This window comes from Spirosoma taeanense (assembly GCF_013127955.1).
Taxonomy (GTDB): Bacteria; Bacteroidota; Bacteroidia; order Cytophagales; family Spirosomataceae; genus Spirosoma; species Spirosoma taeanense.
This window is the reverse complement of the sequence record NZ_CP053435.1, coordinates 5,584,412-5,606,004: the sequence shown is the minus strand read 5'-3', so window position 1 is coordinate 5,606,004 and position 21,593 is coordinate 5,584,412. Positions and strand designations below refer to the sequence as shown.

20 protein-coding genes and 1 pseudogene are annotated in these 21,593 nt (G+C 52.1%); 10 read left to right on the top strand and 11 right to left on the bottom strand.

The genetic code is table 11. From position 1 onward, the window contains the following. Positions 1–82: 82 nt before the first annotated feature. The gene (locus HNV11_RS23300; RefSeq protein WP_171741944.1) at positions 83–3,166 is read right to left on the bottom strand and encodes a PVC-type heme-binding CxxCH protein; all 3,084 of its coding nucleotides are present in this window, start codon (positions 3,164–3,166) and stop codon (positions 83–85) included. An 87-nt stretch (positions 3,167–3,253) separates the two neighbouring features. Beyond that, positions 3,254–4,126 carry a sugar phosphate isomerase/epimerase family protein gene (locus tag HNV11_RS23295; RefSeq protein WP_171741943.1) on the bottom strand — a complete coding sequence of 291 codons (873 nt, stop codon included), beginning with the start codon at positions 4,124–4,126 and terminating at the stop codon, positions 3,254–3,256. A gap of 143 nt (positions 4,127–4,269) precedes the next feature. Between HNV11_RS23295 and HNV11_RS23290 the strand changes: the two genes are divergently transcribed. The 9 genes from HNV11_RS23290 (at position 4,270) to HNV11_RS23250 (ending at position 11,509) form a co-directional block, all read left to right on the top strand. Then, a complete protein-coding gene (locus HNV11_RS23290; RefSeq protein WP_171741942.1) occupies positions 4,270–4,860 on the top strand; it encodes an RNA polymerase sigma factor in 591 nt (196 codons plus the stop codon). Continuing rightward, the gene (locus tag HNV11_RS23285) at positions 4,853–6,430 is read left to right on the top strand and encodes a hypothetical protein (RefSeq protein WP_171741941.1); all 1,578 of its coding nucleotides are present in this window, start codon (positions 4,853–4,855) and stop codon (positions 6,428–6,430) included. Before HNV11_RS23290 ends, HNV11_RS23285 begins: the two co-directional genes overlap by 8 nt. Positions 6,431–6,441: 11 nt before the next feature. Beyond that, a complete protein-coding gene (locus HNV11_RS23280) occupies positions 6,442–6,921 on the top strand; it encodes a hypothetical protein (protein WP_171741940.1) in 480 nt (159 codons plus the stop codon). A gap of 141 nt (positions 6,922–7,062) precedes the next feature. Further along, complete coding sequence (locus tag HNV11_RS23275) at positions 7,063–8,310, top strand: serpin family protein (RefSeq protein WP_171741939.1); 1,248 nt, start codon at positions 7,063–7,065, stop codon at positions 8,308–8,310. Beyond that, the gene (locus HNV11_RS23270) at positions 8,307–8,750 is read left to right on the top strand and encodes an META domain-containing protein (RefSeq protein ID WP_171741938.1); all 444 of its coding nucleotides are present in this window, start codon (positions 8,307–8,309) and stop codon (positions 8,748–8,750) included. Before HNV11_RS23275 ends, HNV11_RS23270 begins: the two co-directional genes overlap by 4 nt. Before the next feature lie 3 nt (positions 8,751–8,753). Continuing rightward, positions 8,754–9,179 (top strand): hypothetical protein, encoded by a 426-nt coding sequence (locus HNV11_RS23265; protein ID WP_171741937.1) that lies wholly within the window; start codon positions 8,754–8,756, stop codon positions 9,177–9,179. 171 nt (positions 9,180–9,350) lie between these two features. Next, positions 9,351–10,658: an LVIVD repeat-containing protein gene (locus tag HNV11_RS23260; protein ID WP_171741936.1), complete on the top strand. Its 1,308-nt coding sequence runs from the start codon at positions 9,351–9,353 to the stop codon at positions 10,656–10,658. A 21-nt stretch (positions 10,659–10,679) separates the two neighbouring features. Further along, positions 10,680–11,303, top strand: coding sequence for a hypothetical protein (locus tag HNV11_RS23255; RefSeq protein WP_171741935.1), 624 nt, complete (start codon positions 10,680–10,682; stop codon positions 11,301–11,303). Positions 11,304–11,320: 17 nt separating this feature from the next. Beyond that, the gene (locus HNV11_RS23250) at positions 11,321–11,509 is read left to right on the top strand and encodes a hypothetical protein (protein WP_171741934.1); all 189 of its coding nucleotides are present in this window, start codon (positions 11,321–11,323) and stop codon (positions 11,507–11,509) included. Between the two features lie 54 nt (positions 11,510–11,563). Here the strand turns inward: HNV11_RS23250 and typA are convergent, their stop codons facing one another. After that, complete coding sequence (gene typA / locus HNV11_RS23245) at positions 11,564–13,378, bottom strand: translational GTPase TypA (protein ID WP_171741933.1); 1,815 nt, start codon at positions 13,376–13,378, stop codon at positions 11,564–11,566. 217 nt (positions 13,379–13,595) lie between these two features. Beyond that, positions 13,596–13,802, bottom strand: a complete 207-nt coding sequence (locus HNV11_RS23240) for a hypothetical protein (protein WP_171741932.1) — start codon at positions 13,800–13,802, stop codon at positions 13,596–13,598. A 75-nt stretch (positions 13,803–13,877) separates the two neighbouring features. Between HNV11_RS23240 and HNV11_RS23235 the strand changes: the two genes are divergently transcribed. Continuing rightward, positions 13,878–14,318 carry a gamma-glutamylcyclotransferase family protein gene (locus HNV11_RS23235; RefSeq protein ID WP_171741931.1) on the top strand — a complete coding sequence of 147 codons (441 nt, stop codon included), beginning with the start codon at positions 13,878–13,880 and terminating at the stop codon, positions 14,316–14,318. Position 14,319: 1 nt separating this feature from the next. Here the strand turns inward: HNV11_RS23235 and HNV11_RS24060 are convergent, their stop codons facing one another. From HNV11_RS24060 to HNV11_RS23210, 7 genes and pseudogenes are all read right to left on the bottom strand, one after another. Continuing rightward, on the bottom strand, positions 14,320–14,796 hold the full coding sequence (locus HNV11_RS24060) for an HNH endonuclease (RefSeq protein WP_240163989.1): 477 nt from the start codon (positions 14,794–14,796) through the stop codon (positions 14,320–14,322). Continuing rightward, positions 14,797–14,973 (bottom strand): annotated as a pseudogene (locus HNV11_RS24110) (YDG/SRA domain-containing protein); the annotation flags it as partial. Between the two features lie 29 nt (positions 14,974–15,002). Then, positions 15,003–15,206, bottom strand: coding sequence for a YDG/SRA domain-containing protein (locus HNV11_RS24105; RefSeq protein WP_262889961.1), 204 nt, complete (start codon positions 15,204–15,206; stop codon positions 15,003–15,005). 78 nt (positions 15,207–15,284) lie between these two features. After that, positions 15,285–15,608: a hypothetical protein gene (locus HNV11_RS23225; RefSeq protein WP_205402739.1), complete on the bottom strand. Its 324-nt coding sequence runs from the start codon at positions 15,606–15,608 to the stop codon at positions 15,285–15,287. A gap of 127 nt (positions 15,609–15,735) precedes the next feature. Continuing rightward, positions 15,736–16,590 (bottom strand): dienelactone hydrolase family protein, encoded by an 855-nt coding sequence (locus tag HNV11_RS23220; protein ID WP_171741930.1) that lies wholly within the window; start codon positions 16,588–16,590, stop codon positions 15,736–15,738. Between the two features lie 114 nt (positions 16,591–16,704). Continuing rightward, on the bottom strand, positions 16,705–18,003 hold the full coding sequence (locus HNV11_RS23215) for a metallophosphoesterase (protein ID WP_171741929.1): 1,299 nt from the start codon (positions 18,001–18,003) through the stop codon (positions 16,705–16,707). Between the two features lie 131 nt (positions 18,004–18,134). Beyond that, positions 18,135–21,569 (bottom strand): efflux RND transporter permease subunit, encoded by a 3,435-nt coding sequence (locus HNV11_RS23210; RefSeq protein ID WP_171741928.1) that lies wholly within the window; start codon positions 21,567–21,569, stop codon positions 18,135–18,137. Between the last annotated feature and the right edge of the window lie 24 nt (positions 21,570–21,593).

Here is a 21,593-nt window from a genome sequence, read left to right as displayed (position 1 = left end):
TCGATGCGCAAGGGTTTAGTTTTCCACAAAAAGAAAGCCCCGACTTCCGGCCGGAAGTCGGGGCTAACCACTCATTGTTTTGCTATTGCTTCAATAAATAAGCCGCCAGATCAGCGATTTGCTGCTGGCTCAGGCCCATGGATGAAGGCTCCGGCATCAGGCTTTTCTTGTACTGCCGACGGGTGTTCACATTATCTGCCGGGATAGTGTGTTTCTGGCCCGTTACGCCTTTTATCACCAGCGCCTGTGCGTTGTCGCTAACGAGTAAGCCGTAATAAGCCTGACCGCTTTTTGTCGTCACCAGCCAGGGTTCGTATCCAAACGCAAGGCCCGCGCTGGGATGCACAATGGCATCGAGCAGGCTATTCTTATCAAACTTCTGGTGAATCATCGTCAAATCGGGGCCAATATCGTTTCCCTGCTGCCCGTATCGGTGACAGGTTGTGCAACTGGCCTTAAACACGCTCATTCCTTTTTGTTGATTACCGGTTAGGGCCGCAATCTGCGCAACTGCAGCATCAACGTTCGTGCTGCTGGAGGGCACAACCGGCGCTTTGGTGTCGGTTGACGCTACGGTTGATGCTACCGTAGGGGCTTCGGTCGGAGTGCTTGTGGTTGTAACGGTAGTGGTTGTCGGTTCAGGTTTAGGCTTCCAGGGAAAGTATTCTTTGCCCATCGTCCGAACAGTCTGGTCCGTATTGGTGCGTATACCGGGACCGGCCGCTTTAATCAAATCTTCCGATAGCTTATCATCAGCCGCTAACCCGATCAGCAATTTGGCCCCCTCTACATCCCGCGACATTTCAATGGCGACTTTACGTTTTTCGGAATCGCTCTTATACTCATCCAGCAGAATCTGCCGCTTGGCCAGCATCTTCTGCTCCTCAGCCGACACTTTTGTGGGCATTACCTCTTCCCACTTCACAAGGGTTGCCCAGTCGTTGCCCCGCCGGAAGCCAGTCCAGTACTTGGCCTGCTCCGCAATCGACCCATTGTCTGATTTGACCAGATCCATCATTGCCTGAGCAGCGGCCTGACTTTTGATAAAGCCTAATGCAACCACGGCTTGCCGCCGGGCATCCGCTGAGAGCGTCGATGCCTCGGCGCGCTTTTTTAGCAGGCTCACCGCTGAGGGCGGGTGTAGTTCCCAGATGAGATTAGCCGTTCGCTGATCCCACTTCAGGGGGTCGGCGGGCAGGGTAGGGCGGAGGTCCGCAAATAAAGCTTCTTCCTTGCCATCAGCAGCCTCACCAAGTGCGGTCAGGTAATAACGGTCCTGCCCGTCGTAACCCTTCACCAGGTTCAGCAGCATGAACCGGCAATCGGCGTAAGGAATGTCGCGCAGAGCCACGGCCACTTCGCGCCGAACGGCTGCATTGGGATCAGTAGCCAGATTACCCAGCAAGGGCAATAACGCTTTCTGCGAGGCTGTCAGGCCCGGATTTGACTTTGAATTTTCGGGAGTGATGCTCCGCAGAGCTCTCAAGGCCGTAATACGTACGGGCGCGTCGCTGGCTTTCAGCAATCGCTCTACCTCAAATTGCCCTTCGGCACCCAGGTGAGCCAGCAGGAAGATAGCCCGCGCCCGGTGATATGGATTCGGTGACGACAGCAAGGCCATTACCGGTTCGATAACTTTTTCACCCTGCTCTTTCAAGGCTTCAAAGCCCAGCGCCCGAACGTTAACAGCCGGGCTAAGAAAGGCGGCCATCTGTCCGGCGGTTGTGTTCAGGTCGATTCGGGGCGACCGGAGCCGTTTTCCTTTGGGCGTAATGCGGTAAATGCGGCCATAGCCTTTACGGTCCTGCATCTGATGGCCACCCACAACCGGATCATACCAGTCGGCAATGTACAGCGCGCCATCTGTACCAACTGCTACGTCGCTCGGCCGGAACCACTTACGGGTATCGCTGTCAATGTCGTTCCATTTGTAGTTCTCATCAACCTTTGGAAAGGTACTGATGAGATCCGTGCGGGGCAGTCGGTAACCCGCGCCCCACGGCTCGGGTTTATACCCAAAGATTACGTTCCGGCCCGCTTCGGCGCTCAGTAACATGCCCCGGTACTGCGGCCCCAGTTCATCACCTTCGTAAACAACAATACCCGTGGGCGAACCCGCGCCGGTGATGTCACCAACTGGTAAAACGCCCGGATCGTCCTGGTGCCAGTGGGCGGTTGGAATCGTCTGTCCGGGGCGCTGGTCGGCCTGCCAGTAGCGGGTGCCATCGCTGCTAAAGTACCCGGCATTGGCGCCTTCCATCAGCCAGCTCGTGCGACAGGCAACAACCTGATCGTCATTGTCGTTCTGCCACATATTTCCGTACGAGTCGAGCGCGGTTTCGTAGTTGTTGCGGAAATTATGCGCCATCACCTTCAGCCGGGAGCCGTCCGGATTGATGCGTAGCGCCATACCACCCGTCCAGACGCGCCCATCGTCGCTGACCTGATTGCCGTGATTGATTTTGTTATGAGGGGTTCCACCAACGTACAGGCTACCCGACCGGAGCGTCCAGCCATCTTTGTCCGTCACAACGTGCGGGCCGGCATTGCCCGTGTTGAAGTAGTATTTACCATCCGGCCCGACAACGACCGCATGAAGGGCATGATCGTGGTCTAACCCGCCAAAGCCGGTTAGCATAACCTCTTTCCGGTCGGGTTTATCATCGCCGTTTTCGTCCGTATACACGACCAGATTGGGCGAACATGACACAATCACCTTATTGCCAACAACGGCAATACCAAGGGGCGAAACCAGATCTGGGTCAGTTACAAAGACCTTGCTGTCGTCAGCTTTACCGTCGCCGTTCGTATCCTGCAGAATCACAATACGTTCGCCTTCGGGGTGGTTCAGCCGCTCTTCGGGTTTGTTGTTGAACTTGCGGTAATTGACCGCTTCGGTAATCCAGACCCGCCCCCGTACGTCAATATCCATGTTGGTTGGGTTATAAAACATGGGGGCCTCGGCCCAAAGCGTGGCTTCGAGGTCGTCGGGTAAATACAGCCGGGTCGAATCATTACCTACCACGGCGCTATGCTGCCGCATCGGTTCATCCGCCGGAGCCGACCGAATGTCCTGCTTTACGGGTTGCATGACCTGCGCAGCCAGAAGCACAAAGCCGGTTGTTAACACCAGCGGAAAAGCAGAAAAAGAAAAGGTTGTTCTCATCGTGTCTTTTTAATTGCTCCGGTGCCTTAGCCCGGAGCCAGAAATTTCAAGTCTGGCCCCGATTTTATAAATCGAGACCGGGGAATTTCAACCAAATATCGCCCGAACGGTCCGGTTGTTCTCAATATAACTTTCCAGCATGGGCTTTCCGGCGGGCACCGCTCCTTCCAGCTGCAGCCAGCCCTCATACCCAATGTCGTCTAACGCCTGCCGAACTTCCACTAAATCTACGTCGCCTTTGCCCAGTAAGTGGCCGTTTTCTTTCAGGTGAACCTCACAGATACGGTCTTTACCCAACGCCCGGATTTCCTTGAAGATGTCGTATCCCATGACCGTTGAGTTGCAGACGTCATAATAAACTTTTACGGCCGGAGAGCCAACGGCGTCCAGAATGGCCACATGCTCTGGCGCCGAAAGCCACGACTCGATGCCCAATACTACGCCGGCTTTTTCGGCTTTGGGCGCTACCATCTTCAGCCGGTCAATGACCACCTGCGTGCCTTTAGGGTCATTTCGAAGGTCGTTGTTCGAGAAAAATGCCAGTAAAACGTTTTTTACGCCCAACGCCTTGGCGACGTCGACACTGTCGGCTACCCAGGCTTCGGTGCGCGGATCAGATTTGTAAGGGATTTCGTTTAGTAAACCGATAGCCAGTCCGCTGATGGCAACGCCAGCCCGCTGAGCCGCCTGTTTAACCTGCTGTTGCATAGTCGCCCGGCGCAGATGTTCGGTGTCAGTTCGTGTGTTCAGACTTACCTGCACACCGTCGAGGCCAATCTGTTTAGCCACCGCAAAGGCGTTGCTATCGCCCGCAGGCCCAATAGACCAATCGCAGGCACCAATCCTGAACCGGCTCTTTAAACTAAGCCATTCCCGGTTGTTAATAGCCGCCTGTGCCGGATAAGACAGTACGGCTAAACCGGTCCCCAATGAATAGCGTAGCGCATCGCGACGATTCATATATAAATACCTAATGACGGTTTATCAAAACTACAGGTAGAAAAAATACTAATCTTTACCGTAGGAAAGGGCTTTTCGAAAATTTTTTACCTCGTTTCCAACCGTTTCCCTTATGGAAGGGTCTTTTTTCTGTCAACGTTGATATGCAGGATGAATACGCATTAGTCGAAGGATGCCGACGAGGGGATCGGATTGTGCAGCGACAGCTCTACGAGCGGTTTGCCGGGAAGCTCTTTGTGGTCTGCAAACGATACGTTCGTGATCCTGACGAAGCCGAAGACGTTCTGCAGGATTCGTTCGTAAAGATTTACCGGCACATCGAATCGTTTCGATTCGAGTGTCCTCTTGAAGCCTGGCTGAAACGCATTGTGATCAACACGGCCCTGAAACATTTACGTAAACAGAAGCCGTGGGAGCACACAGCCGACGTACAGGAGTTGGGTCCGGTGCTGCCGCAGGCAGATGAAAGCCTGCCCACGCTGAACTATCAGTACCTGCTGCAACTGATTCAGGAACTGCCGCCGGGTTGCCGAACGGTGTTTAACCTGTATGCCATTGAAGGCTATAATCACCTGGAGATAGCCGAGATGCTCGACATCGCCGAGGGGACATCAAAATCGCAGTATGCCCGGGCACGGGGTCTGCTGCAACAAAAATTACAATCGGATAGTCGTACTGCGGACGGACGGATCGCAGCCAACTATTCATACGAACAACGACTACGAAATGAGTGAGCTTGAGCAAAACATACCGGACGATTTCTGGCAGAAAGCCTTTGAGGAGGCCGCCGAGACGCCCCCGCCCCGCGTGTGGGATGCCGTCGAGCGTCGGTTAGATGAGTCCAATGGACCACGCATTCTGCCATTATGGGGTACGGGGCTGGCCTCGTCCCGACCGTGGGTATGGGGCGTCGGAGTGGCCGCTGCGCTGGCGTTGCTGCTGGTGGGCTGGTGGGTTATGAGTCCGGAATCACCCAGCCGGTCTATAGCTCAGAACCGCCCAGCCAATCAAACTGAACGTATGGCCGCGTCTCCAGCTCGGGCGACGGAACCAACTACAAACGCGTCCGAACAGGCGGTTCAGGAACAGAACACGGATAGGATTGCGGCAGCTAATAAGAAAGTTAAATCTATCGACCAGTCGTCTGCTAAGCGTAATCATTCGGCGACAACTGCCCCGGTCTTTACGCCAACGGGTGAGTTTAGCTCGCAGATAGCCACTCTTGCGGCTGATAAAGCCCACCCTGTTAGCAGGGCTGCGACCGCATCATACGCAAATGAACCGCAACTGGCGACGAAGCTCCCGGCGGATAGCCGAATGTCATCGATTGCGTTTAGTACGGCGTCGGCAACTTCAGGTATGAGACACTTTGATCAGCAAGGCGAGCTGACAGTTAACCAACTGGCACACCTTCCTCTGCACCTGCGTGAGCCACGACCAATCAACCGGATTGTCTGGTTCCGTCCCGCAGAGCTGGATATTGAACCGGAAATGAGTCAACTGAAGCGCGAAAGCCGGGAATTATGGGCCTCGGTGAGTATGATGCCAGGCGCTTTTAACCCATCCGTAGCGTTACGTCCGGCGCAATCGGTAATGGCTAACTCATTTGTTTCAAATGCCGCGCCAATGGCTCAACCTTCGGTCAACAGTCGGCCAAACTTCTCCGTAGCTTACCAGGCTGGCGCAGGCGTTCAACTGACGGAACACTGGTCGGTTGAATCGGGCATTGGTTATCTGGCCGGCCACTCTACGGTCGAAAGTCCGACGCAGACCCAGTTTGCCAGCATTCAGGCAGTAGCAAACAACCCGGCAGCCGCCGAGAATCTTTACGTCAGTGTGCTCCGGCAAAGTTCAACGAATAATCTGGCCAGCAACAGTCCTTCGTCCATGTACGGCAATCTGGCTCCAAACGATCGAAACGTTATCCAGAACTACAACGCACAAACGCGGCAGTCGCTGACAAACGACTTTCAATACGTGCAGGTTCCCTTTCAGGTGGGCTATCAGCTACGGCCCCGCAAACGGCTAGGACTAGCGCTACTGGGTGGTTTGTTAACAAATATTTTTGTTCGGAATACCGTTGGTGATGAGCTGGTGGTTACGCCCGGCGACGGTATTTACCGACCCGTATCGTGGGCTGCCTCTATGGGCGCCCGGTTCCGCTACCGCCCTTCGCGTCGGTGGTCGGCTTCGCTGGCGGGTCTTTATCAGCCGACATTAGGGTCAGGCACGCGGCCGAACGCGCAGGTGCGGAGCCAGCCAACGTCGGCGGGTATGAGTTTTGGCCTTGACTATCACTTTTAGACCGTACTGCTATGAAACTGCTAGTTGTGGCACTTATTTTCTCAGTAGCGCTCGGCCACTGTACGAATACAGCGCTTACACCAACACCTGAGCAGGCGTCCGCCGATGCCCTGACAATCCGCACGGGAACGTCGTTCGGCATGTGTGCGGGGTACTGCGTACATGAATATGTAATCAACGGCACAAGCGTCGCCTTAACGCAAAGCGCTACACGCACCCAGAACCAGCATCCAATCCGAACCTGCCAGTTTACGATTAATGAGGCCGACTGGAGTGCACTGAAAGCCGCGGCAAACGTCGATGCGTTCCGTCAGCAGCCCGAACGGCTGGGTTGCCCCGACTGCGCCGATGGCGGAGCTGAATTCATTGAGTTACAGCTCAATGACCAGAAGCATCGGGTTACGTTCGAGTACGGAAAAACGATACCGGGTTTCGAACCACTGGTCGACTTACTGCGTAGGCAACGGACGGCTCACCCATCCTGTAAGTAGCTGATTCCCTGACCAGGTTTTGAACTTTATCGCCGTTTGAGAGTCATAATAATAACCTGTGGCTGTCAGGTCACCCTGTTCACAACATGATTGATTTTTACCGGCACGGCTGTGCTTTTAAAATCTAACTCGTTGTAAAGTATGAAAACGAACCCTTTTGTAAGGTTAACCGCCATCGTAACTGGTTCTATGCTGATGGCGCTTAGCTGCAAGAACTCAACCGTAACGCCTACGCCGAATCCTAATTCGGCAACCGGTGAACTGCGCGTCTCGGCACCCTTTGCCAGTCAGACGACCCAGTTTGCATTTGATCTGGCCAATCGAGTTATCGCGCAGGACGGGCAGGCTAAAAACGTGTTTATTTCGCCATTGAGCCTGCATATTGTGCTGGGCATGCTTCTGAACGGAGCGAATGGACAAACGGCACAGGAAATTCAGAAAACGCTTAAACTGGACGCACAGACGCTGGCCGAAGCCAATCAGACGTATCAAAACCTGATGCAGAACCTGCCCGCCGTGGACCCGAGCGTGACGATGACGCTGGCAAACTCGGTTTGGTACCGGAATACGTTTGAGGTAGCGACATCGTTTCAGGACCTTCTGAAACAGACTTTCAGCGCAGAAGTGTCGCCCCAGGACTTCAACGACCCGGCTACAGTCGGCAAAATAAACATCTGGGCCAGCCAGAAAACCAATGGTAAGATTCCGAAGGTTATTGACCAGATTCAGCCCAACAATGTTATGTTCCTGCTGAACGCTTTGTATTTCAAGGGTGACTGGAAAACGCAGTTCAATCCGGGTCAAACTATCGATGCGCCGTTTAAACTGGCTTCGGGCCAGTCGGTAACGGTGCGAATGATGCGGCTCAATACAGAGCTGCGCCGGACCAGTCGTGCCAACTTCATGGCCTTTGAACTGCCCTACGGCTCCGATAAATTTGCGATGACCGTATTGCTGCCCGCGCAGAATGTTACGGCTGAGTCGCTGGCCAGCACCTTAACCAGCGCCGACTGGAACCAGTTGCAGAAAGACATGACCATGGGCAAGATTGATATTGGCCTGCCTAAGTTTACGTTAAACTACGAAGTCAAGTTGAACAATGTGCTAAGTGCTATGGGTATGCCAACGGCGTTTACCGATCGTGCTGACTTCACTAAGATGAATGCAAACGGCGGGCTGACGCTCAGCTTTGTGAAACAGAACACGTTTGTTGCGGTTGACGAGAAGGGTACCGAAGCAGCTGCCGTAACAACGGGTGGGGTTTCGGTCACGTCAGCGCCTGTCCCAATTCTGTGCGACCGGCCATTTGTGTTCGTCATCCATGAAAAAGCATCGGGAACCGTACTGTTCGTAGGCCGGATTGCCGATCCAACGAAAACAAACTCATGAGAAACGCTATTCTGTTAGCTTCGCTACTCCTGCTGATGGCTTTTCAATGCAGCAGCGATAAGGAACCCGTCGTAGCGCCGGGCGTAGCGAAGCTGATTGGAACCTGGCGGCTTGTTGACCCGAGTTCTTCCTACGACGTAACGCTTCAGCTGGTGCTGGATAAAGAAAACCCTCCGGTTGACGTTACGCCATTCAAAGCCAGTGGAAGATCGTCGGTTAATCAATACAATGCCTTGTTGTTTGCCGCTGCCGATGGCATGATTCTGGTAAGTGAAGTAGGTAGCACAAAAATGGCTGGCCCCGCCGAAGCCATGGAATTTGAACAGGCTTACTTCACGAATCTGAAGAACATTGTTCGCTATGAACTGACAAACGACCGGCTGCGGATTCAGTATGGAGGCCCAAAGCCGGGCGTACTGGTTTACGAAAAAACGAACTAGACTATGAGAACTATAATCATTGCTCTGTTCACGACCGTAATTGGGCTTTTTGCGTGCACGAAAGAAACCGTGCTCAGTTCCGCCGATACGCAGCTTGTTGGCCACTGGAAGCTGATAAAAATTACGTACGGCTTCTCGCAGGTTAGCACGACGCCCGAAAAGGCGGGTTACTCCGAAACAATTGAGTTTAACACCGACGGAACTTACCGGCGACTTACTGAGAATAAAGACGGCCAAAAGGAAGAAAAAGGCCGGTTTTATACCGATACAAACCCGAGTAAAACCGCGGAAGCTATGGCTATTTTCTTCCCGGACCTTAACGTGGCGCAGCCTTATTCATTTCGGGACGGCCATTTGTTTCTTTACGAGCGCACGCCCGTAGGTGCCACAATTGCCGACGGTTCAACGTACGAGTATAGTAAGCAGTAAAGCAAAGCCCTATCTGGTTTGCTGGAATAGATTTAGTGCCAATTGCTGACTTTTTGTGTAAGATCAATATTGCCCGGCCGTAATCAGGACAGCCGGGCAATTTATTTTCTTCGTTTCCAACGCTTTTGTCACCACAGGAATCTTTACGGCAGAACCGAGCTATTTCCGTCTATGAAGCCGTATGCTTTACTCGTTTTTCTGCTCCCGCTCCGGGGTCTGATGAGCTGTACCGACAATTGCGAACAGGTGCGAACCTTTCGCCGATACACGCCTTATCAAATACCCTTAACCGAATTACGGCAGACGGTGGCATCGGGAGCGCCCCAGCCTCTCGTCGAGCCGGGAAAACTCTACATTAAGGATCAGTATCTGTTCATTGTGGAAGTCAAAAAAGGCATCCACATTTTCGATAACAGCGATCCGGCTAACCCCAGGGCTATCTCGTTTTTATCCATTCCGGGCAATGTCGATATCGCCGTTCGGGATAATTTTCTTTACGCCGATAGCTTCATTGATCTGGTCGCGCTGGACATCAGTAACCCGGCGGCAATCAAGGAAGTAAGCCGTACGGAAACCGGCTTTCAGAACGGCGTGATTGGCCGCACGAGCTGGTGGTACGACAAGCTCAATGCGAAGATTTCGGACACGAAAGAGGAAATTGCCACCGAAACCGTTAAGACCGACTGTGAGGGTACGTTTAATTTCCTGCCCTACGTCGCTTCGTCGATTGCCTGGTTCGGACGCTTTTATGAGGACGCGGCTTTTTATAACGCATCGGCCGCTCCGAGTACGGGCACTGGCGGTACGCCCACGACGGGTGTTGGCGGCTCAATGGCCCGGTTTGCCATCGCCAATAACCAGTTGTACGTCGTCAACAACAACTCGCTGCAGCTCTTCGATATCAGAACGGCGGCCACACCCGTAAAAGGCAAAACCGCCAGTCTGAACTGGAACGTTGAAACCATCTTCCCTTACCGTTCAAATCTGTTTATCGGCACCTCGTCGGGTATGTACATTTATGACATCACTAGCCCCGCCGAGCCTAAACAGGTGTCAGCTTTTTCGCACGTTCGCTCCTGCGATCCGGTGGTTGTGCATGAGAACTATGCTTACGTTACGCTTCGCGGTACGAGTGCCTGCGGTTCGGGCAGCCAGGATGTTCTCGATATCATCGACATCAGCAACCCAGCCTCGCCCCAGCGCGTAAAGACCTATCCACTCGAAACGCCCTATGGTTTGGGTATTGACTACCCGACACTGTTCATCTGCCAGGGACAGAAAGGCCTGCGGGTATTTGATGCCAGCAACCCGCTCAACCTGCAATCCCGTCAGACGTTTCCGGACGCGCATGCCTTCGATGTCATTCCTGTTTCAAAAAGGTTACTGATGGTGGGAAACGATGGATTGTATCAATACGACTATACTGACCCGAACAATTTACGGCTACTCAGTAAGATTGCCGTCCGACGGCCATACTAACCTCAACCCAACGCCGTTCCCATGAAAAAACTGTTTACGTTGCTTTTAGGGCTTTTGCGTATCGGCTTCGTGTGTGCACAAAACGAACCCATCGCTGCCGGCCGCTGGTTAACAACAATCGAAATGGGTGTTCAGACAGGCCGCGTACGACCCGACAATCTGAATCAGAATTACGGCTACTGGTCTTATTACCCGGCGCCATACTATAGCCAGCGACCCGCCGGAAACCGGGTAGGTTTAACAATTCATGCGTTCTCGGGTTATACCTTTACGCCTTCGCTCCATGTTGGATTGTCAACAGGCGTAGATTATTACAATAATTCAGCTTTTTTTCCGGTAGCAGCAACTGTTCAGGGAAATATTTTCAAGCGCATACAACGGCTTACGCCTTTTTACTGTCTTGAAAGTGGGTACGCGTTCCGAGGACCGAACCCCCACGAAAAAGAACTGAAAGGAGGCTGGCTATGGAGTCCGGGTATTGGCTTACGCATCAACAAGGGAAACGGCACGGGTTTCCTCATCAGCGCCGGCTACAAGCATCAGCAAGCGCGGCATATTGCATCCGTAGACGGCACCCAGACGCTGTCGCAGGTAGAATACCGGCGTTACAACCGGCTGTTTTTCAGAATGGGATTCAGTTTTTAAGTGCTATAAAAAACGTTATGAGAAAAGTAGTTATGCTCGTTATAGGAGTTACGCTCTTTATAACCGGCTATCACCAGACCCGCCGACAAACCGAATATGTTACGGCTAAGTCGGCCATTACAACGCCTACCTACACAACGCCCACAACAGTTTCAGCCGAAATGAAAAAATCCCCGGCTTTTCGATTTGTGGTAAAGCCCTCTTAATAAAAAAGGCCTTCTGAATATTCAGAAGGCCTTTTTTATAGACTATTTTGTTCCTTACGCCATCGCGAACTTATTCTGATTCCGTTTGCGCTCGTTTTCATCCAGATAAATCTTCCGGATTCGCATCGACTTAGGCGTTACCTCCAGATACTCATCCTTCTGGATATACTCCATTGACTCTTCGAGCGAGAAAGCGATTTTGGGGGCAATCTTTACGTTGTTGTCCGAACCCGATGCCCGCATGTTGGTCAATTGCTTGGCAGTCGTTACGTTCACAACGATATCATTCTGGCGGTTGTGTTCGCCAATTACCTGACCCGTATAAATCTCATCGCCCGGCTCAATGAAGAATACGCCCCGATCCTGGAGTTTGTCGATCGAGTAGGCAGTAGCCGCACCGCTGGTCATGGAGATCAGCGAGCCGTTGATCCGCTCCGGAATGTTGCCTTTGTAAGGCTGGTATTCCTTGAACCGGTGCGACATGACAGCCTCACCAAAGGTAGCCGTCAGGACGTTGGAGCGCAGACCAATCAGACCACGCGATGGAATTTCAAACTCCAGGTGCTGCAGATCGCCTTTTGGCTCCATGATGAGCAGGTCTCCTTTGCGCTGCGTAGCCAGTTCAATGACTTTACCTGCCGTTTCTTCCGGTACGTCAACCACGAGGATTTCAATTGGCTCGAGTTTCTGACCGTTTTCGTCTTCTTTATACAATACCTGCGGCTGACCAACCTGCAGTTCATACCCTTCGCGACGCATGGTCTCGATCAGAACTGACAGGTGCAGGATACCCCGGCCAAAGACTAAGAAGCGGTCTTCGCTGTCGGTATTTTCAACCCGCAGGGCAAGGTTCTTTTCAATCTCCCGATACAGCCGGTCACGCAGGTGACGCGACGTAACGAACTTACCTTCTTTACCGAAGAAGGGCGAGTTATTGATCGTGAACAGCATGTTCATCGTCGGCTCATCAACTGAAATCCGGTCTAGCGCTTCGGGATTCTCTGCATCGGTCAATGTGTCGCCAATCTCGAAGTCTTCAAGGCCCGTTACGGCACAGATGTCGCCACACTGAACTTCAGTAACTTTCTGCTTGCCGAGACCTTCGAACGTGTGCAGTTCTTTAACGCGTACTTTTTTAACCGAACCATCCGACTTCACAAGGGCCATAAAAGCACCTTCTTTCAGCGTACCACGGTGCACGCGACCGATGGCAATCCGACCCACGAAGGCCGAGTAGTCGAGCGACGTGATCTGCATCTGCGGCTGACCTTCATTGATCGGAGCAGATGGGATGTTTTCGACGATCGTATCGAGCAGATACGTAATGTTGTCGGTCGGCGTTTTCCAGTCCGGACCCATCCAGCCCTGCTTCGACGAACCGTAAACCGTTGGAAAATCCAGCTGATCTTCGGTAGCGCCGAGGTTGAACATCAGGTCGAACACCTGCTCATGCACTTCGTCAGGCCGGCAGTTTTCCTTATCGACTTTGTTAACAATTACGATCGGCTTCAGACCCAGTTGCAGGGCCTTGCTGAGTACGAAACGGGTTTGGGGCATCGGGCCTTCAAAAGCGTCAACCAGCAGGCAGACGCCATCCGCCATTTTTAGAACGCGCTCTACCTCACCACCGAAGTCACTGTGGCCCGGGGTGTCGATAATGTTGATTTTTACGTCCTTGTAGCGTACCGAAACGTTCTTCGAAACGATGGTAATACCCCGTTCGCGCTCAAGATCGTTGTTGTCGAGGATCAGGTCGCCAAACTCCTGGTTCTCCCGGAAGAGTTTCGACGCGTGAATAATTTTGTCAACCAGGGTTGTTTTGCCGTGGTCGACGTGAGCTATAATAGCTATGTTGCGAATTGATTGCATACAGTCTGAGCTGTGATTCTGGTGATTTATCTGCTGAACTATGATTCCCTCCGAGTTAGCGTAATCAATTGAATCACACGAACCACAGTTCAAGCCAGTTTCAAACCGCAAAGATACAAAATTTTACGCTGAAACCCAGAATTTTACAATTAATAAAACAAAAAAAGGGCCTTAATAAGGCCCGACTCTGTTATAAATCCAATTTCTTAACATTAGCTTAATGATTCGGGCAGCCGCAGGGGTTTTTCTTCTTAAACAGACCCGTATTGAAGAGCCCTCCCCGACGGGGTTTATAACCTTTCCGCTTACGGCCAATGGTCGTCATTTCAGACTTGGTTTCACTCGCCGAAGCCATCGTTTCAAACGGAATCTCGACCAGTATCAGCGACGCAGAGAGTAATAGCAGTACTTTCGTCTTTTTCATAGTGAAAGGTCGTTTTATGCTTAACGCCAAAGTTGCGGAGTTTGTCATACAAACAGACAAGATTTTTTAGTCAATATGGCTGATGATTCTGATTTTCTCATCGTCTACGGCACGTTGCGACCGGGTTTTACTAATTCTCCTGCCCAATATCTCCGTCAGCATAGCCAATACGTCGGCGAGGGCACTTTCCCAGGGCTGCTGGTCGATTTAGGAACTTACCCCGGCGCTCTTTATCAACCCGACAGCCAGACAAGGGTATGGGGCACTGTATACCAGCTTGGAAATGACAAATACCAGCTACTAGATCGCCTGGACGAATACGAAGGAGTAGGAGAGAGCTTCCAGCAGCCAACGGAATACGTCAGAACGCTCATTCCCGTTCGCTGCGGCACCGAGACGCTTACCTGCTGGGTTTATCTATATAATCTTTCCACTGACGGCAATCTATGCATTCAATCGGGCGATTACGTAACGTACTGTCTGGAGCGGATTACAATCAATAACTCTAATTTGTGAATTAGCGATTGAGGTAAAAATGCTCTCTATGGTACCGAACAAACTCGGTGGCGATACGGTGCCTACGAGCATCAACCATAAGCCGGCCATCCAAGCCAAGTAATTGCAGATCGTCACTTATTGAATAGCCGCCCAAGTCAAGTTGCGCGTGGTGGTTAGGACACAGACATAGCAAATTGCCTAAGTTATCCGGACCATTATGTGGATTCCCTAAGGGCTGAATGTGTGCAGCTTCCGCATAAAAACCGGCATTGGTAATTAGGCGTACCTGACAAACCTGGCAGGTGTACTTATACAACGTCTTAACGTAACGGCTTAAGGCCGTATCTCTCACAATTCGTTGTATAATTTGCACGGCCCGTGGAGTTGCCAGATAGGTACTCTCTGGCTCACTTACCTCATCGTTAACAGCCTCTGGATCCTGAATCTGCTCCAGCCGATAACGCCAGATTGTAAAACCAGATTTTCCTTTCTCCATCCAGTATTGCGTAACGCGGTACAGACCGTCATACCGGTAGCCAGTTGCGGGTGCATAAGGTGAATGACTATTTGCCCCGCGGATAACGCGCACTGGCAGGCCAGTTGCGACGTTTTGTGCCAGTGCCAGATTGTAGCCAACTAGTTGCTGGTCAGCAACCTGCTTACCGGATTTCAGATCGCGTCCTCCATACCCTGTATACAGAATCAGATCTGGCCAAAATCCTCATCATCTTCGTATCCTCCTGATAGGACAATGGAATCGGCACCTTCCGTTACAGAGCCACTGATGCCAGCCTGCCGAGGCTTATGTACACCGCTCTGCGCCAGTTCGATACGGGTTTTGAAACTGTCGCCCAGACGGTAGAATGAAACATGACCAAATACCCGCATCGACATTGCTTTGCTCACTAGCCAATATAAACAGAAACAAAAATACCGGCCCACCAGAGCCGGTATTTTTGTTGTTATTAACTATTCAACAAGACCTTACCTTGGGCCGCGGGAACGACCGTTGTTGTAGTTATTCCCCCGATAACCGCCATTGGGCACCCCAGCCCGGGCATTCGGCGCATTATTGTATCGATAACGGGGCGTTACGTAGGTTCGCCGTTCAATGATTACCGGCGGACGGCGATATGCATAGGGCCTATAGCCGTAGTTGTATCCATAGTAGGGGCGGGGACCATAATAGCCAGGTGCAGGTCCATAAGGCGGAGCCGTGCGAACACCCACGTACGACGGTCCGCAACTTGCTAGTAATACGACCAGCAAACCGGCCGTCAATAAAGGCATGAGTTTTATGGTTTTCATAATCAAATGCGATTTAATCGTCAACCTTTTCTGTTAGACAACCCGGCCGACAAAAGGTTTAACCCTCTTCTAAAAAACGAACCCCATAGCGGTTTAGTGCCATGGGGTTCAACAGGAGTGGAGGTTATTACGCCTTTAATCTGTCTTTCAGATAGTTCAGGGCCAGCTTATAGGCATCAGCCGTGGCCTCCTTGTCGTAAACCGGATTGCTCGGATTGGCAAAGCCATGACCGGCATCATACATTTTGATCGTTACCTTTTCGCCAGCTTTCTGCATGTTTTCTTCAAACTGCTTCACCGACTCAGGAGTGATTCCTTTGTCGCGGCTCCCGAAAATACCCAGTACGTCCGTGTTCAGCGTTTTCAGCTTTTCAACATCCTGCTCCGGGCGACCGTAGTACATGACGCAGCCCTTAGCCTGCTTGCCCTCCAGCAATGCCGACTGAAGCGAAAGCATACCCCCAAAGCACCAGCCAACGCTGGCAAACTCCGCCTTAGGGCCTGCGTAAGCAATCGCGCCCTTCATGATGCTGTTGAGCCGGGCTTTATCGGCGCTCTGCATCAATTTACCAGCCTCAGATGGCTCAGTAGCTACTTTACCATCATACATGTCTACGGCCAGTACGTTCACATCTTTAAGGTCATTATAAAATGATTCGGCCTGTTGTTTGATATTATCGTTCAGACCCCACCATTCCTGATAAACCAGCAACCATTTGTTAGAAGGCTTTTTCGCCTTCAGCAAAAACCCATTGGCCGATTGTCCGTCGGGCGTTGAAAACTTAACCATTTCACCGGCCCCAACATACGTGAAGGGCAAAGGAGCTTCGTGTAGGCGCTGAAAAGCCGGGTCGGCTGCCATCATGGCCATGTTATTAGCAGGCGCATGACAGACCGGGATTTTAGTTTCTTCAGGCTTTGGCATCAGCCACGAGAAGAACGACATGAAAAACGAGAGACCAGTGATAAAAACAATCTTCATACAAGCTTGGAGTTGGTTAGGTAAGCTATCTGCGTAACGGGTTGATCAGGCAAATGGTTGACAAAGTAATACGAATTAATGTATCTACTTGTAATCTGCAAAAGCAGATGTAGCTCAGGCTTTTGTTAATTCAAATATTGTAATCTCCGGTAAAATACCAACCCGGCCCGGATAGCCAATGTACCCGTAACCCCGGTTTACGTAAAGCCGCTGGTTGCCTTCCTGGTATAATCCTGCCCATTGTTTATAAAAATACTGGGCAGGGCTCCATCGGGCAGCCCGGCCGATTTCTACCCCAAACTGGGCGCCATGCGTATGCCCGCTGAACGTTACGTCAATATCGGAATACTTCGGCCGAACCTCAGCGTCCCAGTGTGTCGGATCGTGGGATAGGAGTAACTTGATAGGGTGGTCTTCAGTGCCGCGGTAAGCTTTAGCCAGATCCCCAGCCCGCAGAGCTGCCGGACCAAAACCGAGGTTCTGAACACCAATCAGGGCAATCTTGTCACCGTTCTGGTCCAGAATTTTGTGCTCATCGAGCATAATATTCCAGCCCATCTGGCGGTGGGCGGCTATCACGTTCAGCACATTCTGCCGCTCGGCCTGCGCGCTCGACCAGCGAACATACTTACCGTAATCATGATTGCCGAGCGTTGAATAAACGCCCAGCGGAGCTTTGACTTTATTGAAAATGTCAATATAGCTGTTCACCTCCTCGGCATGGCTATTGACTAAGTCGCCCGTAAAAAACACCAGGTCAGGCTTTTGCTTCAGGAGTAAATCAACCCCTCCCCGAACGGCCGTTTTGTTGAAAAAGCTTCCCGAGTGAATATCTGAAATCTGCGCAATCGTCATGCCGTTGAAGCCGGACGGCAGATTTTTCAGCGGCAGTTTGACGCGTCGGATGCGGTAGTCATGCGCCCCGGACAGAATCCCCCACGTAAAGCCAACCAGGGGCACCGCTCCGGCGACGATGGCCGTTTTCATGAGGAAATCTGAGCGCGAAATTGCATCCTGCGGAACCGTACGGGCCGTTGGAATTGTCTGGCGCGAAGTGTCTTCTACTGCCTCGCGAACCTCGGGCTTATAGAACAGCGAAACGATCCAGCGGAAAAATCGGCCGAGATCGTCAATGAAGATAATGAGAACGGCGAAAAATTTAGAGAAGTAAGGAATGGCGATACTGGCCCAGATGAATGTGCGGGTATGGCGCCCAAGCGAATCGGGCGGCAGGAGTTGCATAACCACATAAGATACGATGGATACCACCGTAAAGCCCCAGTAAATAATAGCAATGGTTCGCTGGGTGGTTTCGCTGGTTGACCGAACGAGGGTACGAACGGCCTGATACACGTACCAGTCAATGAGAAGAAATAAGATAGGTACGATAAAAAAGAAGACGGTACGGTTCATGACAATACTAAAAACATATGGTAAACCAGGTGGACTATACAATGTTTTTAAGCATACACCGAATGAAGAAAGACACGGCGAGCGCAAAGTTTCCCCTGTGCCTTCCGTGTCTTTCTTTGTTCAGAATAAACTTATACTAACTCTTCTTCCGGCTGCTCTTTTGGCTCCAGTGCGGGGTCTTTCTTCCCGAACCACTTCATCCGGATACGTTCGTTTACCCAGTACATACAGGGCACAATCACCAGTGTAAGTACAGTTGAGAACGTCAGGCCGAAGATGATAGTCCAGGCCAGGATGTTCCAGAACACCGCGCTGTCGCCACCGATAATGACGTTCGGAGCCAAATTGCGGAACAGGCCCACGAAATCGACGCTTAGGCCGAGCGCTAACGGAATCAGCCCCAGTACAGCGGCCGAAGCCGTCAGCAATACCGGCGTCAGACGCGTAGCCCCGCCCTCGATCACAGCTTCACGCAGAGGCATACCGCGTCCGCGCAGCTCGTCGATAAACTCAATGAGCAGGATTCCGTTTTTCACCACGATACCCGCCAGCGCAATAATACCGACACCCGACATAATTACGGAGAAGGTTTTGCCCGTAGCCATGAAACCCAGCAACACCCCAATCAGCGACAGCAGAATTGTGAAGAAGATAATCAGCGGTTTCACGACCGAGTTGAACTGCGTAGCCAGAATCAGGTAAATCAGCAGGATGGCTACTCCAAAGGCTGTCATCAGAAACGTAGCGGACTCCTGCTGGTCTTCCTGCTCACCACCGAGCTTCACAGAGTAGCCGTTCGGGATCTCCATCTGATTGATGACCTGCTGAATCTGCCCGTTAATGACGTTGGCATTGGCACCCGGTACCACATCGGACCCAAGCGTAACAAGACGCTCCTGGTTCTTGCGGTTAATCTGGCTGAACGTTGTCGAGTAGCTAATATCAGCTACCGACGAGATCGGCACCTGCCGCAACTGCCCGCCCAGATTCATGTCGCGGTAAACGATATTCAGGCTCAGCAATCGCTCAATCTGGCTGCGATCGTCCTGTTTCAGTCGAACCATGATCGGGTGCTCATCTTTGGCATCGCGGAACTTCGAGATTTCGGTACCGAACAAAGCCGTACGAATAGCAAAGGCGACCTGCTGCGCCGAAATGCCCTCGCGCTGCGCTTTATCCTTGTTAATATTGACCGTAATCTCAGGCTTATTGGTAATCAGGTCAGACTTCAACTGATCGATCCCTTCGATACCCGCCTGCTGAATCCGCTGGCGAACTTCTTTTTCCAGCTTAGTCAGCTGGGCAAATTCCTCACCCGCAATCTCAATCGAGATCGGTTTACCCGTGGGTGGGCCATTGGCTTCGCGCTCAACCGAAATCTCAGTGCCCGGAATACCCTGAACGGCGGTTCTGATCTTTTCGAGAATGGCCGACGATGACCGCCCTCCGCGATCCTGCCCTTTTATAAAGGCTATTGTTACCTTCGACTTCTGGGGGGTGGCGTTGCGGTCGGGGTTGAACGGGTCACCGGCGTTTTTTCCGACGTTGGCGATTACGGAATTCACCATGTCTTCAGCCTTCTCGTCTTTGAGCGTCTTGAACACCCGCTGCTCAATGATTTTCGTCACGGAGTCGGTCACGCGGGCGTCGGTACCAATCGGCATGACATTGTAGACGTACACGTAATCGGGCTCACCGCTGGGGAAAAAGATAACCTTAGGCTGCACGATACCCATCAGAACAAACGTGACGGCCAGCAGTACAAACATGCTCAGGATGGCACCTACGGGCCGGTAGCCCACCAGCACCCACGAGATGAGTTTACGGTAGCCCCGCATCAGTTTAGGCAACCACTTTTCCTGAAACGGCACGATGATCCGGGGCGTCAGGATGTAATGGTTGAAAACGTACAGAATGATGAAGAAGATGAACAGGTTACCAATGCCGCGATCAATCACGTAGCCTATTCCTGCCAGTACTGTCAGGATCAGAAGCGTCCGCTGAATCTGGGCAAATGTTGGGTTCGTGCTGTGCTCCTGTTCATCGTGCCGTTTCATGAACGAGACCGCAAAGACGGGGTTCATTACATAAGCGACGAACAGCGACGCAAACAGCGTCAGGATGAGCGTAAGTGGCAGAAACTTCATGAACTCACCCACAATCCCCGGCCAGAACAGCAGCGGGAAGAACGGGGCAATGGTTGTCAGCGTACCCGACAAAACCGGCACGAATACCTCACCCGCGGCTGCCTTTACGGCCTGCTTGATGTTCCAGTTTCTGTGCAGGTTAAACAGGCGGTGTGTGTTTTCGATAACCACGATGGCGTCGTCGACCACCAGTCCCAGGCCAAGCAGAAACGCAAACAGAACGATGGTGTTCAGCGTAAAAGCCGCACCAACGACCGGCCCGATAACAGGCATGAGTACGAAAGCCACCAGCGCCGAGAGCGGCACCGACAGACCCACGAAGATGGCGTCGCGGATACCCATGAAGAACATGAGCACCAGTACCACGAAGATAAAGCCGAGTACAACGGTATTGATTAGATCATTGAGCTCGGCGCGGGTCCGTTCCGACTGATCGGCGGTTACGGTTATGTCAAGACCCGATGGAAACCGATCTGCCTTGTACTCGTCGATGGTCTGTTCAATCCGGTCAGAGGCTGCAATCAGGTTGGCTCCGGCCCGTTTAATTACGTTGAGGGTCACAACCGACTTGCCACTCAACCGGGCAAAGTCCTGTTGTTCTTCAAACGAATCGCGTACGTCAGCCACGTCGCCCAGGCGAACGGTTGCCCCCGTAGCAGTGCGAATCTGCAGGTTTTGCAGCGACTGAACATCCGTAAATTCGCCCTTCACCCGCAGCGTTCGCCGAACACCGTCTACGTTCAGGTCTCCACCCGACACGTTTACATTTTCGCCCTGTACCGCCTGTTGAATATCGTAGAAAGCCAGTCCTGCCGACTGCATCCGGGAGAGATCGACGTTGATCTGAATTTCGCGTTTCAGGGCACCCACAATGTCGACCCGGCTAATTTCGGGCATGGCTTCAATGGCATCCTGCATGTCCTCGGCATAAGTCTTCAGCTGATTCAGCGAGAAGTTACCCGCGAGGTTAATGTTCATGATCGGAAACTCCGAGAAGTTTACGTCCTGAGCCGTGGGACCATCATCGAGCTTCTGAGGCAGATCGCGCTTCGATTTGTCGATAGCATCCCGAACGCGCTGCAACGCTTCGGCCGTCGGCACGTCGGGGTTAAATTCAACCGTAATGAGTGAGAAGTCCTGCAGCGCATTGGATTTGACGCGCTTCACGCCCGAGATGGATTTGATCTGCTTCTCAATTGGTTTGTTAATCGTATTCTCAATATCGGTCGGCGCTGTACCGAAATACACCGTCTGGACGATGATTGTCGGCACTTTGATGTCCGGGAACTGCTCCTTGGGCAGGTTGTTATACACCAGCAGACCGCCCATCGTGATAATGAACGTGAAGATGTAAATGGCCGTCCGGTTCTCAACACACCAGTTGGTAAAGCTGAGGGTTTTTATGTGTTCTGCTTTCATACCTTGAGGTCATTTGTTGTCATA

Excerpts from the sequence above, each read along its gene's own strand:
- HNV11_RS23300 (WP_171741944.1), bottom strand. The coding sequence starts at position 3,166 with ATGAGAACAACCTTTTCTTTTTCTGCTTTTCCGCTGGTGTTAACAACC.
- HNV11_RS23295 (WP_171741943.1), bottom strand. The coding sequence starts at position 4,126 with ATGAATCGTCGCGATGCGCTACGCTATTCATTGGGGACCGGTTTAGCC.
- HNV11_RS23290 (WP_171741942.1), top strand. The coding sequence starts at position 4,270 with ATGCAGGATGAATACGCATTAGTCGAAGGATGCCGACGAGGGGATCGG.
- HNV11_RS23285 (WP_171741941.1), top strand. The coding sequence starts at position 4,853 with ATGAGTGAGCTTGAGCAAAACATACCGGACGATTTCTGGCAGAAAGCC.
- HNV11_RS23280 (WP_171741940.1), top strand. The coding sequence starts at position 6,442 with ATGAAACTGCTAGTTGTGGCACTTATTTTCTCAGTAGCGCTCGGCCAC.
- HNV11_RS23275 (WP_171741939.1), top strand. The coding sequence starts at position 7,063 with ATGAAAACGAACCCTTTTGTAAGGTTAACCGCCATCGTAACTGGTTCT.
- HNV11_RS23270 (WP_171741938.1), top strand. The coding sequence starts at position 8,307 with ATGAGAAACGCTATTCTGTTAGCTTCGCTACTCCTGCTGATGGCTTTT.
- HNV11_RS23265 (WP_171741937.1), top strand. The coding sequence starts at position 8,754 with ATGAGAACTATAATCATTGCTCTGTTCACGACCGTAATTGGGCTTTTT.
- HNV11_RS23260 (WP_171741936.1), top strand. The coding sequence starts at position 9,351 with ATGAAGCCGTATGCTTTACTCGTTTTTCTGCTCCCGCTCCGGGGTCTG.
- HNV11_RS23255 (WP_171741935.1), top strand. The coding sequence starts at position 10,680 with ATGAAAAAACTGTTTACGTTGCTTTTAGGGCTTTTGCGTATCGGCTTC.
- HNV11_RS23250 (WP_171741934.1), top strand. The coding sequence starts at position 11,321 with ATGAGAAAAGTAGTTATGCTCGTTATAGGAGTTACGCTCTTTATAACC.
- typA (WP_171741933.1), bottom strand. The coding sequence starts at position 13,378 with ATGCAATCAATTCGCAACATAGCTATTATAGCTCACGTCGACCACGGC.
- HNV11_RS23240 (WP_171741932.1), bottom strand. The coding sequence starts at position 13,802 with ATGAAAAAGACGAAAGTACTGCTATTACTCTCTGCGTCGCTGATACTG.
- HNV11_RS23235 (WP_171741931.1), top strand. The coding sequence starts at position 13,878 with ATGGCTGATGATTCTGATTTTCTCATCGTCTACGGCACGTTGCGACCG.
- HNV11_RS24060 (WP_240163989.1), bottom strand. The coding sequence starts at position 14,796 with ATGGAGAAAGGAAAATCTGGTTTTACAATCTGGCGTTATCGGCTGGAG.
- HNV11_RS23225 (WP_205402739.1), bottom strand. The coding sequence starts at position 15,608 with ATGAAAACCATAAAACTCATGCCTTTATTGACGGCCGGTTTGCTGGTC.
- HNV11_RS23220 (WP_171741930.1), bottom strand. The coding sequence starts at position 16,590 with ATGAAGATTGTTTTTATCACTGGTCTCTCGTTTTTCATGTCGTTCTTC.
- HNV11_RS23215 (WP_171741929.1), bottom strand. The coding sequence starts at position 18,003 with ATGAACCGTACCGTCTTCTTTTTTATCGTACCTATCTTATTTCTTCTC.
- HNV11_RS23210 (WP_171741928.1), bottom strand. The coding sequence starts at position 21,569 with ATGAAAGCAGAACACATAAAAACCCTCAGCTTTACCAACTGGTGTGTT.